The organism is Hungatella sp. L36, from assembly GCF_014288035.1.
In genome coordinates this window covers 1-17,431 of record NZ_JACOPC010000030.1, presented here as the reverse complement: position 1 = coordinate 17,431, position 17,431 = coordinate 1, and the positions used below count along the sequence as shown (strand labels likewise).

The window sequence follows — 17,431 nt, the reverse complement described above, 5'->3', positions numbered from 1 at the left end:
GCCGTTAAGCTCAGCTTTCTAAAACTTTCTTCCGCCGCCGCCATAGCTGCGGCCACCGGAGGAATGAGTCGTACTGCGGCCGGACGAGGAACCACCGCCGCCACCGGAATGACCGCTGGAAGTATTCTTTGGAATCACAATATGGGTGACGGTCTTATTGACCAGATTATCCGTATTTGCAGAAAAACGGAAGCGGCAGTCTGCCCGGTAGGCTTTTAAGTAATTTTCAGCCTGCCTCCGCTCTTTCTTCATCGCGTAGCGGTTCCTGACACCAATGCAGGGGCTTATGGCCGCCAGCAGGGCCACCGCCAGGGCTAACGCGGCCTCCGGCCAGGTTATGCTGCGGTAGACGCTGATTTTACCGGTGTCGCGGTCGTAGTTATACTGACCGCCCGGTATTCCGGCCGTGTAATATTTGCGGACACCCGCTAAAAATGCTTCGGCACTGGCCGCATAGTCCCCATTCGATGCGCCCTCATAGGCGTCATCTAAAATAGTATTCCACCGTTTATCCGTCAGAAACCGGTTCATCGTTCCTACCGGAGCGATATACAGCTCCCGGTTATCCATATCAATCAGGAATATCACACCGCTGTAGTCTTTTCCTGTCCCGAAATTTCCGTTAGTGTAAAAATCTTCACTGTACCTTTCGGCTGACTTTCCACCTGCATCATCCGTGGTGATGATCACCACGTCCATGTTCATATCTTTCCGCATGGAGGCAATCTCTTCTTCCATGGAACTCTTCTCCGCCTCGCTGAACAGTCCCGCTTGATCGAAGACTCTGGTTTTACCTTCTGCCAGGTCAGAGTTCCCGGAGGCCCAGGCTGTGGACACCATGCAGAATCCAGCCAGAAAGAGAATCGCCGCGGCAAAGAGCAGCAGCCGAAGCAGCTGACTCCCGTTTTTTATGTATACGGATACACCATTTCTTTGTCGTCTCATCATATCAGATACCCCATCAAAAGCATGAATAACAGGACCGGGAAGAAAATTTCTGCAAACAGTATCAACAATTTCATCTTATCAACCGGAAGTTTTCCACAAACTTTTCCCGTTTGTCCATTGACGGTAAAATAGTACATCTCGTTTTTAGCCTGGTCATGATAGGTGAGTGTCCAGACCGGAAGAAGGGCGTATTCCCATTTCTCATCTCTCAGCTGCGCGTCCGATCGGCGAACACTGACCCGGTCATACGTTCCAACACTTTCTTTTAGGGAATCTAGCGCAAACTGGCGAACCTCGCCGTATACGTCAGCGGAAAAGTCTTGTTCCTCCATATCGCGCCGCTCTGCCACGAAGCCGGACAGATAACCGGGAGTAAAATGTTCCAGCTTCTCCATATCATAGGGCAAAACACCCTCCACCAGCTCTCTGTTTGCCTTTTTTAAGGCATTGCGGGTGACATGGCTCACTTCCATGTCGCCTTCCCTGAAAATATCGTACGTCTGGGTCTCTGTATACTGATACCGTCCGCTCACCCAGATTCGCAGCCTGTCGGCCCGGGCCTCCAGCTCTCCTTCCACCCGGCAGCTGTACATCAGATACGGAAAATACACACCGGACATTTTCTGGATCTGATCCTCTGAATAAAAGGCTTTCGGCACATATCTTTTTTTCTTCATCCACTGGGAAAATATGGCGGTCGCTTTTTCTCTGTCCAGCTGAAAGGGGATGACATAGTCCGGATTATACTCTCCTGACAGCTTTCCGGAAAGAATTACCGGATTGTGACAGTAATAACACATGGTGGCCGCAGTGGTCTCATCGGTTACGATCTCCGCTCCACAGCTGGGACAGGTGTAAAGGACGGGAGTCCCTTCCATTTTCCGGTCCTCCTGCGTCTCCTCTCCAGCCATACCGGCGGACGGGAAACCGGTCTGGTCGGCCGATGCTTCCGGGCTCAGCCGTTCCAGCTCTTCCTGAGTAAACTCGGACAGACAGTATTCACATGCATATTTCTGTTTGTCAGGATCAAACTGCAGGCCGCCGCCGCAGTTCGGACACTTATATGTTATGGTCGCACTCATGGTCTTGGTTTCCCACACTCCGAACAGAATTTTCCATTGTTGGCAGTTCCGCATTCACAGGTCCACGGACCGGCTGGCCGGGGAGCTCCGCATTCCGGGCAGAATTTTCCTGTGTTGACATTTCCACATTTACAGGTCCATGAGTCACCTGACTGGCTTGCTGCCTGTCTGGCCTCAGACGCCTGCTGTACAAAGGACGGGGTTCCGGTTCCCGGTATCGGGCCATTGCCGCCTGCCTGGCCGGCGCCCTGTGTCGGCTGCGCTCCTGCCATTTGGCCGCCCTGCATCTGACCGGCTGCCATCTGCTGATTTCCCGCCATCTGCTGGTTTCCTGCCATCTGGTTCATCTGCATCTGCTGTAAATTCGCATTGGAAGCTGCTCCCATGAAGCCGCCTCCCGCATTCATGCCGACACCCATGCCCATAAAGCCAGCCATGGAGCCGTGCGCATTGCTTCCGGCTGCCTCCATGCCTCTGGCTACCGATCCCTGAACATAGCCCTCCCGCACACCGGGATCGCTCAGCATGGCACCCTGGTTTCTCATATTGATCAGATTCTTGGATTCTTCATCATACGAAATACTGGCAATACCTACAGACTGAATCTCCATGCCTCGGATAGCCTTCCACTGACTGTCCAGAGTATCCGCCATGTAGTCACCCAGCTCTCTGCCCTTAGATGCCACGTAGGAAATGCGGATCCCGTCAGCCGACATCTGATTAATAGAGGACTGCAGCGCCTCTAAAAATTCAGACAAATACTGCTCATTGATATCCGTAACCTCGACTCTTGCCTTGTTTTTTGGAATAGCCTCGGCGTAGAATAACAGCGGATCCGTTACCTTGATCGAGTACGTACCGTGGGCACGCAGAAACAGTTCTGCATTGTAAAACTGGTCAAAATAGTTAATCGGATTCGGGGTTCCAAACTTGATTCCCTTGATCTCCTGCAGATTGATAAAATAGACCTTCTGAGACGTAGGAGTTTCGCCGCCGAAACGCACACGGTCAAAGGACTCTTTAAGCGCCTCCCCGAACTGTCCGTTAAACAGGGATGGCAGGGAGGAATTCTTGACGGTATAATATCCCTCTTCCGCGGTGTAATCGATAATCTTGCCTCCATCTACCAGAATCATGAACTGGTTGGGGTACACGTGGATGACGGAACCGTCGGAAATCGTATTATCCGTTCCCTTCGTATTGGACCCTCTGCGGATTTTCACGCCGCTGGTGAAGACTGTCTGATCTCCCATATTGCCTGACTCAATTACCTCCAGCCACTGGTCTGCCAGTGAACCGCCGATCGCGGTCGTAACTGCTTTTATAATTCCCATGTTTCTGCCTCCTGTCACGTTTATTAGAATAAAGAATCCGGCTCGCCGGACTCTCGCGCCGAAGCGCGGTTGCTTCAGCAACCATACTTCCTTAGCGCGGAGTGCGCCTCCTGCCCGGAGGGCTTATTGTGTAATAGGAACACTTTCCTATTATACAATAAATATCCCGATATGAGTATAGTATACCATACCGGGATTCCATCCATCTACAAAATTTTCTATTACGATTTTTTACTTTGTCTCCGAAAGTGACAGTTTCCGGCCCGGCGGAGACTTTCAGCGGGGCCGGGAACTGTCACTTTCGGTACTGCTCGATCAGCTGCCTGAATTCCTCATTGCTCTGAAGGAAGTCGTATTTTGAGCTATTCTCAAATTCGTATAAAATAGGCGAAATGATCTGCTTCGTATAAGTTTCCGGGACACCCTTAACCGGAATATGCCGGAATAAAGGCGAGTTTTTCATCTCCCACGGCGTTGCCGCCGCCTTCAAGAGTTCTTTGATCATTCTGACGCTCTGTGCCTCATCTTCCCGGTCGAGAGCCGCCTGCAGCGCGATTACCAGCCCGTTATAGTTCCACAGCCCCATTTGCTCCGCAACGGCCTTCCAGCGTTCCCCTATGTCTGTGGCATCCTCCGGCCGTCCCTCTTTCACTGCAATTTCAGCGAGGCTGATCAGTACGCCCTCCAGTTCATTCAGCCGCGTGATGAGCATCTGCTCCATCAGGCGGGCCGCCTCATCAAGCTTTTCCTGCCTGATATAGAGATTCGCCTGGATCTGACGTTTATCCATATGGTTTCTTTCCGGAAGCAAATCCAGCATCTTCTGTGACTTTTCATATTCCATACGAACCATATATTTCGATGCCAGCATAAACCGGGCGCCGGTGGCGACCTTCTCATCACCGCACTCCGCCGCGCGCTCATACAGAGAGATAATCTCCTCCGCATACTCCTCCCGCTCCTCGCAACACGAGCCGTTGATAAACCACGCGCCGTCTAACACCATCGCAGCCCTGTGAATCAGCGGACCGCATGCGGGATATTCCTGTACCTTTTCCCGCACCAGCCTGATTCCCGCGCTCATTCCATCCACCCGGACCGTCTCCGCCACTTCCATACAGAATCCGGCGATCTCCTGTTCTGTCAATTCCTCCTTGAAACAGAGCAGCGTATTCAAATCCGTTTTCAGCAGACGGGCCAGCGCAGGCAATAACGAAACGTCAGGGCAGGTGATCCCCTTTTCCCATTTGTTCACGGCTGGCGCAGATACTCCTAAATACTCCGCAACCTTCTCCTGGGTCAGTCCCAGTTCTTTTCGTTTTTCACGTATTACCGCATTCATTGCCATACATAATCCCTCCTGTTTTCTATGAAGAAGGGCCCTTCATGGTCTTATTATAGCAGGCTTCGGACTGGTATACAATTGAGTGTCTTTTAATTCATGGTTTTGTTTTTTAACTATAAGTTATTTTTTATCTGCTTGCCTCTCTCATGACTGCAATCTCCCTGGCATACCCGGGAAGCTCATTCGGTGTCTCTAAATAAAACGGCAGATCTTTTAAAGCCGGATGCGTCACCACGCGTTTCAGCGCTTCCTCCCCGATACAGCCTTCCCCGATCTTCGCATGGCGGTCCTTATGGGCACCCAGCGGATTCAGACTGTCATTTAAATGAATGGCCTTCAGCTTTTCCAGACCAATGATCCGGTCAAACTTCCCAATGACGCCCTCCAAATCATTTACAATGTCATAGCCTCCGTCCCACACATGGCATGTATCGAGGCAGACGCCCATGCGTTCCTTACACTCCACACGGTCTAATATCTCCCGCAGTTCTTCGAATTCACGGCCCACCTCGCTTCCTTTCCCGGACATGGTTTCAAGGAGAACCGTAGTACGCTGCTCCGGTTTCAAAATCTGGTTCAGCATATCCGCAATGAACGCGATCCCCGCCTCTGCCCCCTGTCCCACATGGCTTCCCGGATGGAAATTATAGCAGTTGCCGGGCGTATACTCCATACGTCTCAAGTCATCCGCCATCGTATCTCTCGCAAGCTCTCGCAGATGCTCATCCGCAGAGCAGGCGTTCAGCGTATAAGGAGCGTGGGCCAGGATCCTCTCGATCCCGTTCTCCTTCGCAAATGCAAGGAACCGTTCCACGTCATTTTCATCGATGGCCTTCGCCTTCGTTCCCCGTGGATTCCTGGTAAAAAACTGAAACGTATTTGCATCAATCTTCACAGCCTCTTTTCCCATGGCAAGATAACCTTTCGAAGATGATAAATGACATCCAATTGTCAGCATATGTTTTCTCCTTTATTTTTAAATTTTGCAGAGGGGCGTGTCCAGCCAATCCCTGATATTCCCGCATTCTGCAATCTGGATACAAGCTATAAAAATGAACGCGGCCAGCGGACACACGTATTTTGTGTCCAACAGCCACGTTCAAATTTTCATTTGCAGGGAACGAGCCAAACCGTGACACGGCGCTTCGCCTTACGACTGGCTGCCAGCCGCCGGGACACTCACCCTTGCCTTACTCTTTACCTTCTGCTGCTTTACCGGCTTTCTCTTGACCGGATTGATGGCGCGAATGGCGATCAGCAAGAAGATCGCAGACAGTGCCAGCTGGATGATGATGCTTATGACCACCCAGTAATTCATGATGAAATTCTCCGGATGCGGGCCGAACCAGCGGCTTAAGCTTCCGGTAACCTGATTATCTCCTGCCTGTCGGTTAATCATCACGTAAAATGTGGCGACCGGATTCAGGAGCAGCAGATATAAGAATCCGCCGGAATTTGCCTGCTCCGTCATGGAACCAACCGAGCTTATGTACGTGTTGTTCATGTTCATGCGGGCGATGGATAGGGCAAACACGTTAACCGCATACGTCCCCGCCGCAATCAGAATCAAAATGCCGTAGGTTACCACCGTCGCAATGGTGGAACGCTTGAAAATGGCCGAGAAACAGATTCCCATGCTCCCGGTGAGCAGCGCTACCGCCACATAACACAGGAGAAGCAGGCAGACGTCATAGAACGTAATGCCGCCGTATACAAAGGACACGGCCAGCAGCGGGAAGCTGGATACGATCAGGATAAACATGGTCGAGAAGGACGCGCTCAGCTTTCCCAATATAATCTCCGACGGCTTCATCGTCGTTGTCAGCATCAAATCCAGCGTCTGCCGCTCCCGCTCTCCGCTGACGCTTCCGGCAGTCAAAGCCGGCATGATGAACATCAGCATGACAAACTCCACCACGCTTACAAATACGTACAGATTCAGGAAGGAGGAGTACTGGATCTCCGCCGTTATCTTTACTCTCGCAACCACGGAATACATGTTAAGCAGGGCCACCAGGGCCAGAATTCCGTTAAACACCATGATGATCAGCGCCAGCCTGAAGCTTCTGGAGCTGACGGTGGTCTCTCTTTTATATACCGGATTCATTTTCATGTACTAACACCGCCTTTTCTACATCGTGGTCAGTTATCTGCATAAATAAGGATTCCAGGCTTCCCGGTTCACGGATAAACCCGTGCACCATCACTTCCGCATCCACCAGCTGCTGAAGCAGAACCGCCTCATCCTCCTCATCCCCGACGAACTGGACCATGATATTGCCTTCCTTTACGGAAATGGTCTGTACGCAGGGCTGGCTCTTTAAAATCGTCAGCGCCTTCTCCTTGCTCCCCAGAATGGAGATGATCAGCGGATTCGAGGTATTGACGCGGCGCAGGATCGCTTCCATACTGCCGCTTAACACCATCTTTCCCTGATCGATGATCCCGATGTCCGTACAGAGCTCGGAAAGCTCGGAGAGGACATGGGAGCTGATCAGGATCGTCTTTCCCTGCTCCCGCAGTTCTTTTAATATCTCCTTGAATTCAAACCGGGTTCTCGGATCCAGTCCGGAGGTCGGCTCATCCATGACGAGAAGGGACGGATCGTGGATCAGCGCCCTGGCGAGGCACAGCCTCTGCTTCATACCGCGGGATAAGCCGTCCACATAGAAATTCACCTTGTCTTCCAGTCCAACCTGTTCCAGAAGCGTCATATAACGCGTTCTCGCCTTTAAGCCGTTGATTCCATAGCAGGAGGCGAAAAACTCCATGTATTCACTGACCTTTAAATTGTCGTATACGCCGAAGAAATCCGGCACATACCCGATCTTAAGCTTCAGCTGGGACAGGCCGCCGGTTACATTCACGCCGTCGATCAGCACCTGCCCCTCGTCCGCCTCTAAAAGTCCGGTCATAATCTTGATGGTCGTCGTCTTTCCGGCTCCGTTGGGCCCTACGAATCCGTAGAGCGCTCCATCGCCGATGTCCATGTCCAGACCGTTCAGCGCGTAAAATTTTCCAAATGTCTTTTTTAAGTTTCTGATCTCCAGCATCATTTATCCTTTCCCAGGACGGTCAGCATCGGCAGTGTCACCCAGCTGTAATCCGTGTTGTTGTCAAAGATATATTTGATTGTCATCGTATTTCCAGGAGACAGATAAGGCTCCAGTTCATCTGCAGCGTAGACGCTCTTTCCGGTATCCATCAGATCGTAAATCCCCGTATCGTGATTGTAGAAATAGAGGCTTCCGCTGAACATGGACAATCCATTGTTCTTCTCACCTTCCAGGAATTCATCCGAAATCTTTTCAAATGTCAGGCTCTCCACCTCGATGTCATTCCCCAGGGAGTACTCTAAAACCGTCGGGTCCATGCCGTAGACGGAGTTGCTGGCCGCGTAATACTGGCCGCTCACGACGTGAGGCGCCTTCATCAGAGCCGAACGGTAGGTATAGCCGTTCTTCTTCGTGCTGATATCCAGGGCAGAGGTGAACATGGTCATGCCGTAGGTGTCGAAGTCACCCTTTGCCAGGAATTTGCTGTCAGACTGCTCTCTGCTGAACGCCACGATCCGCGCCTCCGGACTGTAGACAGAGGCATACGTGTCGAGGTAGAAGCCCAGGATGTTTGCCCTGGAAAGTGCCAGCATGTAGTTCTCATCCTCGATATCCGGCTTCTCATACTGATAGCCGCCCGTCACACGCTCCGCGATTAAATAGGAGCTGTTCAGCGGATAATTAATGACCTTCAGACCATCGAGCGACATCGTCTCTCCCGGCCCCAGTTCATCGATCACGATCATCTGTCCGAACATCATCACCCCGACCTTTTCCACCGGGAATGAGTACCGGTTCGTCACGGTACCGCTTATCTGGCCGTCAAACAGAGTGACATTTCCCGTAAGCCCCTGGTGCTCGGTGTTGGGACTCTTCTTCACAAGTGAGAAATATTTGGGAGTGAAGGCAACCACGTTCTGAGCGGATATCTTCGTCTCATTCAGCCCGTACTCGACCCGTACCTTGCTCTCCTCCGTGCCTGTAAATTTGGGCACCGGCGTCATATCGTAATAATAGCTTCTGGTTATGGGAAGCAGGTCATAGCCCGGATCCAGTGAAACCGCGTACGGTTTGTTATACGGAGTCCGTATGTTGATGTAGGTATACTCGTCGATGGATTTCTCCGACGTATCCAGAATCGTGGCGTAGGTGAAGAACGTATTCTTAAACCGGGTTCCGACTCCCATAAGGTAGATGACCGCCGCAAAGATAAGGGACAGAACGACCGCTCCGGTCCGGTAAAATCTTCTCCGCTCCTGCTTCTTTAACAGCAGGTAAAGCCCCGGCCCTACCAGGATGATATAACCGAGAATCACAATCACATACAGCGGCATATTCGGAAGCTTATCTACATTGCCTGTGTTCAAAATGCTCTGAACTGACCAGTATTTGCTGGAATTGCCGTAATAGAGGTAGGAGGATAAGTTGTTCAGCTTATCTTCTCCCAAAAGCGCGGTCAGAAGCTTATCCACGTAGGAACGCTGTGTCTCACAGAAGTCCGAGATATCCACGAAGTCATAGGCGGCGACTCCCACCAGCCCCTTACCTTTCGGAGTCGATGTGAGAACCGGAAACTCGTCGTTGGCCAGCACTTCGGTGCCGCCCTTTAACGAGATGTCGGCGCAGGTCAGATTGATAAAGGAATCTCCCGGGCCGTCGGTGGCATATTCCACGCCCATATCCACGGAACGCACATCGGGCGCTGGAAATGCCGTCTCGACAATCTCCTCACGGAACGCCGCCAGCGTATCATTCGCGCGGCCGCCGGTTCCGATTAACAGCGTTCCGCCCCCTCTGACCCACTCCCAGACAGCGTCAGTCTGGCTGTCTGAAAGCTTTCTCGTATCGTAATCCGTGATCAGCAGTACATCCAGCAGATCCATCCCGACAGCCTTATCCGGCATGGTATCCGCCGTCAGATTAAATGTCTTCGTCCTGACCGAGCTGTAATTGACTCCCACACCGTTTAAATAGTTCAAGCTGTCCGGAGAATCGGAAAGGATGCCCACATACAGCTCTGCGACTTCACGGCTCACATTGATTCTCAGACGTTTGCGCACAAGCTCCGTGCCATTTCCATCGAACAGCTTTACATACAGAATCTCACCTCTGCCTGCCGGAATATCCAGGGTCTTCTCCAGGTTCTCCCCTGCGGACAGGGTCAGCGGGTAATCGTAATCATAAATCTCATAATCGGACTCCATTGCCTGGATTCGAAGAGTCCCTTCAAACGCCTTCTGCTCCTGATTGGCCAGGGAAATCTGAACCGGCACATAGCGGCCGCTCTTGGCCGCCCCGTCATATCCGTAAGTCACGTCCATCACGACCGGAGACGACGCCAGATAAATATCGGACTCGGTATTTAAGTTGTTCGCCGGCTCTGTCATATTCTGCGCAGCATAGGCCTTTACACAGGAGGCAGGCAGTAAAACACTGCCTGCCATGCTCAGTATCACCGCCCATACGAGGGTATTTTTTCTGAATCTCATCCTTTTGTCATCCTATCTTTCCAAAGTTTTCCTTGTTAACGTCAAAATTCACTTTCAGTTTCACCGTAAATACCGTACCGGATAAATCGCTGGTCACGGTGATCGTGCCGCCGTGCATATCCACGATATTCTTCGAGATGGCAAGGCCAAGTCCGGTTCCCCCCGTGTTGGTGGAACGGGACTGCTCCACACGGTAAAACTTGTTAAAGATAAGCGGCAGTTCATCCGCCGGGATCACATAGCCATAGTTGATAACTGAAACCGTGACAATCTCATCATCCGCGTGCAGCTTTACCATGATCCGTTTTCCATCCGCGCCGTACTTGATGGCGTTGTTGATCAGATTATCGAAAAGCCGGGCCAGCAGATTCCCATCTGCGGTAATCACCTTGACGGGTACGTTGCTCTGCAGTTCATACGATAAATTCTTGTCTACAAAGCTGGGATAGAACTCTTCCAGCAGCTGGCTCAGCAGTTTCACCACATCCACCTGGCCCACATGCATGGAAAGCTTTCCGTAATTCATCTTTGTAAACCCAAATAAGTCTTCAATCAGCTTTTCCAGACGCTTCGTCTTCACATATGCGATATTTATGTACTTTTTCTGTATCTCCGGTTCCAGCTTCACGTCGCCGGAAAGCAACTCTAAGTAACCGATAATGGAGGTAAGCGGAGTCCGCAGGTCATGGGCCACGTTGGTAATCAGCTCATTCTTCGTCCGCTCGGATTCTCTCTCCTTATCCATCAGCTCCTTTAAGTCTTCTACCATCTTATTTAAGTTGGCAGCCATGGAAGAGAACTCGTCGTCTCCTTCCACCTCCACGGTGACATTCAAATCCCCTTCGGAAATGTTCTGCATGGCATCGGAAATCTTCGTGATATAGCGGAGCGACTTTTCCTGAAGAATCATGAAAGTGACAGTAAAGACAAGGATGCCAAAGAGCACATACATCAGAATAACCACCACGTCAAAGGAGACGAGAATCGATATAAAGAAATTATCGATTCCCGCATTGTCCATATAGGTGGCGATCAGAGATACGTTGGTAACGAGAAAGACCTCGATCAGGACGGTAACGACCGCGCTGTAAAAAATATTTGTTATCACACGGGTGCGGAAGCGCCGGTTCATATCATTTTTCAATTTTGTACCCTACCCCCCACACTGTGGTGATAATCTTATTCTGCCTTGTGTCTTCCTTCATCTTGCCGCGCAGACGTCTGATATGTACCATGACCGTGTTATTGGCCTCATATACCTTTTCATTCCACACCTTCTCGAATATCTCATCCGTGCTGAACACACGGCCCGGATTGGACGCCAGAAGATAGAGGATATCGAATTCAATCGGGGTCAGCTTGATCTCTTCCCCGTAAACGGTCACTTTGTGGTTGTCTTTGTTGATAATCAGTCCGCGGATGGTAATCTCGTTGCCCGCCTTCTCATTCACCGCACTGTTGGGGTTTAACTGGGTGTAGCGGCGCAGCTGGGACTTCACACGGGCCGTCAGCTCCAGCGGGTTAAACGGTTTCGTCACGTAGTCATCGGCTCCCGTTCCCAGTCCCATGATCTTGTCTAAATCGGTGGACTTGGCGCTCAGCATGATGATCGGTATGTTGTTTGTCTCTCTGATCTTTCTGCACATCTCCATCCCGTCCATGCCCGGCATCATAATATCGAGCAGAACCAGATGGATCTCATTTTTATCCAGAATATCCAATCCGTCCATGGCGTTATTGGCCTTAAATACTTTATATCCGTCACTGACCAGATAGATCTCTACCAGCTCAGCAATCTCTTTTTCATCATCTACCACCAGAATGTTCGTAGTTTCTGACATGAAAAATACCTCCCTTGTGTTATTTCAGCTTTAGTCTGTTTCCATTCTACCACAAGAAAGGTATCTTTGCTTTACTATTTTCTTACAAAATTACCATGGAATTTCCTACTCCCGCGGCCTTTTTAAGATTCTTTCCGCCCGCCGTCCGCCGTTTTTTCCTCATCCCTCTTTTTAACCGCCATAAATCGGATTACGAGCGCGGTCAGGACAATGGTCAGGACGATCAGCCCCGCTACGGTGAGGGGCAGTCCCATGCCGGATCTGCCTGTCTTTGGAAGGCTTTCCAGCGTTTTACGATCTGCAGGAGGGGTAAGTTTCGGTTTTTCCTGCGGTTTCAACTCCGGATTTGCCTCACCCGGATCGCTTAAGTTAATCCAAAAATTCCTATAGCCGAAATAATAGCCCGAATGGCCCCAAAGATCTCCGCCCGGATCCTGGTACGTCTGATCGATGGATATCTCACTCTCCATGGATTCCAGCGTTCCGTATGAAATCTCCGAGCCTGGATATTCCCAGAGATAGATGGTCCCCGTATCCGGCATGACCACCTTTGGAGCCGCACCCTCATCCGTCTCCTGAATCTCTGCCCTGTGCTCTTCGGCAAAGCTGTAACCGTCGTATACACTTAAGAGTTCTTCCATCTTAATCCAGCCCACGGTAGCGCCCTCATCCCAGCTGTAGTCTTCCGCCGGCTGTCCTTCGTCATTTAAAACGTACTGGACCAGTCCCCATTTCCCGGACATGCCCTTGTCATACGTCATGGACACGTACAGAACAGGGCCATTGGCAAGGACATCAAGGACATTTCTCTTCTCGGGACTCTCCATAACCGTCACATATCCGTCGGCGCCATTGGCGTAATAACGGCGTCCCTCGTAATCGCAGTCTTCGTAATGCTGGTCGTAAAAAGAATCGTCCGGCGTCCAGATCACATCGGCCCCAGCTCTCTTTCCCGGCGTCAGCAGTAACGCCGCCAGAACCAGAAGGAATACGGCCGCCTCCCGGATAGGTCTTAATGCCATTGCCCGGCCGGTCAATGGTCCTCTATTGTTGTTTTCTCTCATTCTGTTCTCTCCTCCCTTACTTTTTGAGAGCACTCCTGGAAACTCCCCTGCGCTCAGATTCGTGAGAGTGCTCTTTAACGCTGCTTCAGTCCAGCCTTTCGATGTTTACCGTCGCGACTGCCGACTGCGCAGGCTCCCCGGTCTTAAGATCCTGAGGGGCCGGAATCAACATCATAAAGCCGTCTTTGCCGTAGCGTTTTTCATAGCCCTGCGCATACTCCTCGTCGACAGATATATGCTGAACCTGGCCGATCACCATCGCTGTAATCCCGGCGCCGCTTAAATCCTGAATGTCTTTCAGCGTACACTCCATATTGATGAAGGCCTCCTGAATCATGGGGGCGTGAATCGTTTTCGCGTCCTGCACAGTGAATCCGCCTGCCTGAAATTCGTCCGCCTCGTACTCGTTGCCCCGGATCGTATTGATCAGCCTGTCGTAGCAGCTCACAGGGAGAAAGTTAATGCCGAAGCATGCTTCCCTCTGGATATTGGCATAGGTATGCGTATGCTGGTACAGACCTCCCATCACTGCGAAAAAGGCCGTCTTGTCCCCATGGAAACAGCTCCATGCGTGAAAACAGACGTTAGGCTTTCCATTTTCTTTCCATGTGGTTACCGCAAACAGAACCGTCGGAATTCCTGATGTCGTCTCAAAATGAGAAAACAGCTCAAATTCTTCCGGGTATGATGATTTAAAATGGGATGGGAAGGTTGTTCCAATCTCTATTTTCATAATATCCGCCTCGCTTTCTGCTTCACTTAATCTGATTCATCTCTGTCCGACGCTTAAATGTATCGTGTAATCACCGCTCCCAACGTAAAGGAAAACAGGTTCGCGCCAATCGAAAAGAGCCAGGGATGCCGTATGTTCCCTGCCGCGGTCTTATAGCACACCGCTTCCACTGCAATTGCCGCAGCCTCCAGTCCTACAGTAATTACGGTACGGTTCCAGCCCAGATACAGACAGTTCACATGGTAGAGAAATACCACAGCCGGATTCGTCAGCAGATTAACCAGTAAAACCAGCAGCATATCCCATCGGTCCCGCACACCGGCCAGCCAGCCGAAGCCTTCCTCCAAAGCAGCCGTAAGCCCCAGCGACACCAGCAGAACGGGAACAATCCACAGCCCCATCATTCTGCCACCTGCTTAAGTCCCCAGCCCAGAAGCAGCAGGGACACCACCGCCATGAGAGCCATACCGACCGGAGAGGAGGCATTTCCCGCCATAAACCGGATGCCAGACTGTACCGGGCCTCCGACGCTGCTTCCGCCGAGCCAGGCCGGGCAAAATCCCACAAAAAGGCCGAATGTCAGCAGACCGAAGCCAAAGCCCTTCGCCCCCGGAAATACCTTCGAAACAGCCCACAGGGTCAGTGGCATGGACATATTCCAGAAAAATACTGCCAGAATCCCCGCAGCCGGATAAACCAGGCAGAGAAATCCCACCGCAGCCGCGCACATGGAACGGAAGGCAGTTCTCTGAATGCCCAACTTATCGGCTAAAACGCCTCCCGCCATCTTTCCAAGCACAACAGCGCCAACCAGAATTAAGCCGCTTCCCGCCAGTGTCTCTTTCCATGGGAAATTCTGTATCATACCGGAGTAGGACCGCAGAATCACTGCTGCCAGGAAACAGGCAGCCGCCATCAGTGTCCTGTCTGACGGCACAGAGCTTGACGGCATCGAGCTTGACGGCACAGAGCTTGACGGCACAGAGAAGGAAAACGGCGCATTGCCGGATGTAAGCCACAGCTTCTCTCTTCCCGCCGCCGCGCGGATCACCACCGCCGAAAGAATCAAAAGACCGCCGATCCACACAGCCGCCTCCGTTCCGGCCCGGCCGAGCATGGTTCCCAGAAATATCCCCAGCGCGCCGGGAGCCACAAAGATTCCCAGCGGCGCCGCTCTTCTCTCGCTGCGGTTCAGGACATCGATCCCGCCTCCCACATGAAAGCAGGCGTTGCCAATTCCGGCCACAACGGCAGCTCCGGCCGGAAATCCCACGATTCCAAGCAGCAGCCCGGCCAGAACACCGGCACAGCCTCCCACAGCCACACAGCTGTTGCGGTCCAGCCGGTCGGCCGCTGCCCCGATCGGCATCTGCAGGGCAAACGCGCAGAAATTATAAAGAAGCAGCCATAAGTACCACTGCTCTCCTCCCAGCACATATGTGTAAACCAGAAAGGCGCAGGATAAGTCCACCGCCATATGTACGAGAGCATAAATCCCAGTCATATACCTCCCACCGCCTTTCCTCTGTTGATTTCTTCGTTATAAACTCATTCTATCATTTTAACCTCGCAATATCTTTACTTTTTTCCTAATATTTCTCTACATTCATGCGCAGATGGCCGCCATCCCTACGCCATTTTCCGGTCCACTTCCCTGAAAATTCCGCGTGTCAGCACACCAATTCCCGTCACAATCACCGCCGCCGCATAAAACGGAAGATATACGCGGTCTCCGATCTTCTCGAATACGATTCCGTAGATAAATCCGCCTACGGGATTTGCGCACATACAGACACAGATCACGCAGGATATTACTTTGCCGATCATGTCATTTGGCGTCAGAATCTGCACATATGACATAATCTGTATCTGAAACAGCGACGACAGCATCAGCATCAGGCCGCAGCCGATGATCAGAAGCAGCCACGCCTTTACCGGTGTCCTTAAAAACTGTAGGGCAATTCCTCCCAGCAGCATGGACACGGCGGCCCCTGTTATCAGTGCCGGTATTGCCTTCGGCTTAAGCTTCTTAGACAGAATCCCTGCAAGCAGCCCGCCCGCGATACTGCCTGCCGCAATCACGCCCTGCGCGTATCCATACAGGCGGTTGGCGGTATTTATGGAAAATCCCAGATGCTGTGTAATGATAACCGGGACTCCAATCAACACCAGAGAAGACAGGAACAGGTTCTGAAACGCGTACACGAACGAAATCTTCCACAGTACTGGCTGTCTCTGAAACATAAACTGAAAGCTGTCCTTCAGATCGCCGAATCCCGTAACAAAAATATTGCCGCCTGCCTGCTTTTTCTCAAATGGAATATGAATAAAAATCTCCATAATTGCAGAAAGCAGGAAGCAGCCCGTGCTTACGTACAGAATCGGCACCAGCCCTACAACCGAAAACAGAATGCCGCCAATCACCGGCCCAGCCATATTGGCCAGGGAGCTGATCACATCGATCAGAGAATTCGCCTGCATCAGATGGCCTGTATCCACCAAAATCGGCACACTCGCCTTCACTGCCGGCTGATACGCCCCCTGTATCCCATACAGAACCATCATGGTAACCGCCATGAGCGGCACAATATCAACCGTTCCCGCCATCACATAAAAAAGGACGATTAACGCCGCCGTGGCAAAGTCCAGCATCACCATAATATTCCTCTTATTCACCCGGTCCGCAATAATTCCTCCCACAGGGAACAGTACGATCATAGGGATAAATGCGCACGCCGAAATCGTCCCAAACAAAGCCGAAGACCCGGTCTGATTCAGCAGATAAAGCGGAAGCGCATACCTCAAAATCTGATTGCCAAACAACGATATAATCTGGCCGATAACCACGAGCAGAAAATCTTTAGAAAAACCTCTGTCACTTTTCATCTATTACAACTCCTTTATCTTTTATTGTTTCCATGGACACGTTTATTCTATCTCCATTTTGTTTCCTTGTCAACAATATTTAAAAAGGGAAATTTCTCGATCACCGCCCAATGTTCAAAAAAAGAAGGCCCTTCTCATTGAAGGCTCTTCTCAGTTTTAATTATATGGTATGTATATCTGACTAATCGTTTTTCATACATTTGCTTTATTCGTCGGATAAATAGTATAGCGCTACAATATAACAAGCTTATTTCACTTTAGTATGGGGAGGGATTATAGGAAGACGATTTAACCATAAAATAGCGTACAAATCAATAAACCGAGATGGCATATACAAAATTATTGCGTTTCCGGCATATCATAATATCTAATGGAAACCCCATTATAAAAATTTCTTGTAATAATTTTTCCAAAAATAAGGAGATTTACTGCTGTTCCATGCCCGGAGAAGTAATTATAGACCTGTTGAGTTTGACTGTTTTTAAAAACTTTCATTTCTATTTTATAGCACCAGCCATAATAGGTATACTGTCCGTGAACATACTCATGTATAAATACACGAGCTTCCTGTTTCAGCGCCAATTGCCCTTCTATCTAACAGGTCTTATGCCAGCTCCACAGGCGTTGATTATTCTGTTCGGACCGTCCCGGCC

General features: G+C 50.9%; 16 protein-coding genes. All 16 read right to left on the bottom strand.

Annotation, left to right across the window (positions count from 1 at the left end):
- Nucleotides 1-18 precede the first annotated feature (18 nt).
- Nucleotides 19-948, bottom strand: a complete 930-nt coding sequence (locus H8S80_RS32715; RefSeq protein ID WP_117624085.1) for a TPM domain-containing protein — start codon at nt 946-948, stop codon at nt 19-21.
- Nucleotides 945-2,030: a TFIIB-type zinc ribbon-containing protein gene (locus tag H8S80_RS32710; RefSeq protein ID WP_117624086.1), complete on the bottom strand. Its 1,086-nt coding sequence runs from the start codon at nt 2,028-2,030 to the stop codon at nt 945-947. The genes H8S80_RS32715 and H8S80_RS32710 overlap by 4 nt, the downstream gene beginning before the upstream one ends.
- On the bottom strand, nt 2,027-3,364 hold the full coding sequence (locus H8S80_RS32705; RefSeq protein ID WP_117624087.1) for an SPFH domain-containing protein: 1,338 nt from the start codon (nt 3,362-3,364) through the stop codon (nt 2,027-2,029). Before H8S80_RS32705 ends, H8S80_RS32710 begins: the two co-directional genes overlap by 4 nt.
- Before the next feature lie 295 nt (nt 3,365-3,659).
- Complete coding sequence (locus H8S80_RS32700) at nt 3,660-4,712, bottom strand: helix-turn-helix domain-containing protein (protein ID WP_117624088.1); 1,053 nt, start codon at nt 4,710-4,712, stop codon at nt 3,660-3,662.
- Between the two features lie 124 nt (nt 4,713-4,836).
- Entirely contained in the window at nt 4,837-5,667 is an 831-nt protein-coding gene (locus H8S80_RS32695; RefSeq protein WP_025531414.1) for a deoxyribonuclease IV, read from the bottom strand.
- A 192-nt stretch (nt 5,668-5,859) separates the two neighbouring features.
- Entirely contained in the window at nt 5,860-6,822 is a 963-nt protein-coding gene (locus H8S80_RS32690; RefSeq protein ID WP_002601657.1) for an ABC transporter permease, read from the bottom strand.
- A complete protein-coding gene (locus H8S80_RS32685; RefSeq protein ID WP_002601658.1) occupies nt 6,800-7,762 on the bottom strand; it encodes an ABC transporter ATP-binding protein in 963 nt (320 codons plus the stop codon). Before H8S80_RS32685 ends, H8S80_RS32690 begins: the two co-directional genes overlap by 23 nt.
- A complete protein-coding gene (locus tag H8S80_RS32680) occupies nt 7,762-10,254 on the bottom strand; it encodes a DUF8725 domain-containing protein (RefSeq protein WP_117624089.1) in 2,493 nt (830 codons plus the stop codon). The genes H8S80_RS32685 and H8S80_RS32680 overlap by 1 nt, the downstream gene beginning before the upstream one ends.
- Nucleotides 10,255-10,261: 7 nt before the next feature.
- Nucleotides 10,262-11,398, bottom strand: a complete 1,137-nt coding sequence (locus H8S80_RS32675; RefSeq protein ID WP_002601660.1) for a sensor histidine kinase — start codon at nt 11,396-11,398, stop codon at nt 10,262-10,264.
- The gene (locus tag H8S80_RS32670) at nt 11,388-12,095 is read right to left on the bottom strand and encodes a response regulator transcription factor (protein ID WP_002601661.1); all 708 of its coding nucleotides are present in this window, start codon (nt 12,093-12,095) and stop codon (nt 11,388-11,390) included. Before H8S80_RS32670 ends, H8S80_RS32675 begins: the two co-directional genes overlap by 11 nt.
- A gap of 122 nt (nt 12,096-12,217) precedes the next feature.
- On the bottom strand, nt 12,218-13,159 hold the full coding sequence (locus H8S80_RS32665) for an LPXTG cell wall anchor domain-containing protein (RefSeq protein WP_117624090.1): 942 nt from the start codon (nt 13,157-13,159) through the stop codon (nt 12,218-12,220).
- Nucleotides 13,160-13,244: 85 nt separating this feature from the next.
- Nucleotides 13,245-13,892 carry a flavin reductase family protein gene (locus tag H8S80_RS32660; protein ID WP_025531412.1) on the bottom strand — a complete coding sequence of 216 codons (648 nt, stop codon included), beginning with the start codon at nt 13,890-13,892 and terminating at the stop codon, nt 13,245-13,247.
- A gap of 53 nt (nt 13,893-13,945) precedes the next feature.
- Nucleotides 13,946-14,296 carry a hypothetical protein gene (locus H8S80_RS32655; protein WP_117624091.1) on the bottom strand — a complete coding sequence of 117 codons (351 nt, stop codon included), beginning with the start codon at nt 14,294-14,296 and terminating at the stop codon, nt 13,946-13,948.
- The gene (locus H8S80_RS32650) at nt 14,293-15,396 is read right to left on the bottom strand and encodes an MFS transporter (protein WP_117624092.1); all 1,104 of its coding nucleotides are present in this window, start codon (nt 15,394-15,396) and stop codon (nt 14,293-14,295) included. The genes H8S80_RS32655 and H8S80_RS32650 overlap by 4 nt, the downstream gene beginning before the upstream one ends.
- A 125-nt stretch (nt 15,397-15,521) precedes the next feature.
- On the bottom strand, nt 15,522-16,778 hold the full coding sequence (locus tag H8S80_RS32645; RefSeq protein ID WP_117624093.1) for an MFS transporter: 1,257 nt from the start codon (nt 16,776-16,778) through the stop codon (nt 15,522-15,524).
- 339 nt (nt 16,779-17,117) lie between these two features.
- A complete protein-coding gene (locus H8S80_RS32640) occupies nt 17,118-17,360 on the bottom strand; it encodes a hypothetical protein (RefSeq protein ID WP_243010395.1) in 243 nt (80 codons plus the stop codon).
- Nucleotides 17,361-17,431: the final 71 nt, after the last annotated feature.

What these genes read in the sequence shown, in the direction of transcription:
- H8S80_RS32710 (WP_117624086.1), bottom strand. Translation starts at nt 2,030, where the DNA reads ATGAGTGCGACCATAACATATAAGTGTCCGAACTGCGGCGGCGGCCTG.
- H8S80_RS32665 (WP_117624090.1), bottom strand. Translation starts at nt 13,159, where the DNA reads ATGAGAGAAAACAACAATAGAGGACCATTGACCGGCCGGGCAATGGCA.
- H8S80_RS32685 (WP_002601658.1), bottom strand. Translation starts at nt 7,762, where the DNA reads ATGCTGGAGATCAGAAACTTAAAAAAGACATTTGGAAAATTTTACGCG.
- H8S80_RS32680 (WP_117624089.1), bottom strand. Translation starts at nt 10,254, where the DNA reads ATGAGATTCAGAAAAAATACCCTCGTATGGGCGGTGATACTGAGCATG.
- H8S80_RS32655 (WP_117624091.1), bottom strand. Translation starts at nt 14,296, where the DNA reads ATGATGGGGCTGTGGATTGTTCCCGTTCTGCTGGTGTCGCTGGGGCTT.
- H8S80_RS32645 (WP_117624093.1), bottom strand. Translation starts at nt 16,778, where the DNA reads ATGAAAAGTGACAGAGGTTTTTCTAAAGATTTTCTGCTCGTGGTTATC.
- H8S80_RS32715 (WP_117624085.1), bottom strand. Translation starts at nt 948, where the DNA reads ATGATGAGACGACAAAGAAATGGTGTATCCGTATACATAAAAAACGGG.
- H8S80_RS32695 (WP_025531414.1), bottom strand. Translation starts at nt 5,667, where the DNA reads ATGCTGACAATTGGATGTCATTTATCATCTTCGAAAGGTTATCTTGCC.
- H8S80_RS32690 (WP_002601657.1), bottom strand. Translation starts at nt 6,822, where the DNA reads ATGAAAATGAATCCGGTATATAAAAGAGAGACCACCGTCAGCTCCAGA.
- H8S80_RS32700 (WP_117624088.1), bottom strand. Translation starts at nt 4,712, where the DNA reads ATGGCAATGAATGCGGTAATACGTGAAAAACGAAAAGAACTGGGACTG.
- H8S80_RS32670 (WP_002601661.1), bottom strand. Translation starts at nt 12,095, where the DNA reads ATGTCAGAAACTACGAACATTCTGGTGGTAGATGATGAAAAAGAGATT.
- H8S80_RS32650 (WP_117624092.1), bottom strand. Translation starts at nt 15,396, where the DNA reads ATGACTGGGATTTATGCTCTCGTACATATGGCGGTGGACTTATCCTGC.
- H8S80_RS32660 (WP_025531412.1), bottom strand. Translation starts at nt 13,892, where the DNA reads ATGAAAATAGAGATTGGAACAACCTTCCCATCCCATTTTAAATCATCA.
- H8S80_RS32705 (WP_117624087.1), bottom strand. Translation starts at nt 3,364, where the DNA reads ATGGGAATTATAAAAGCAGTTACGACCGCGATCGGCGGTTCACTGGCA.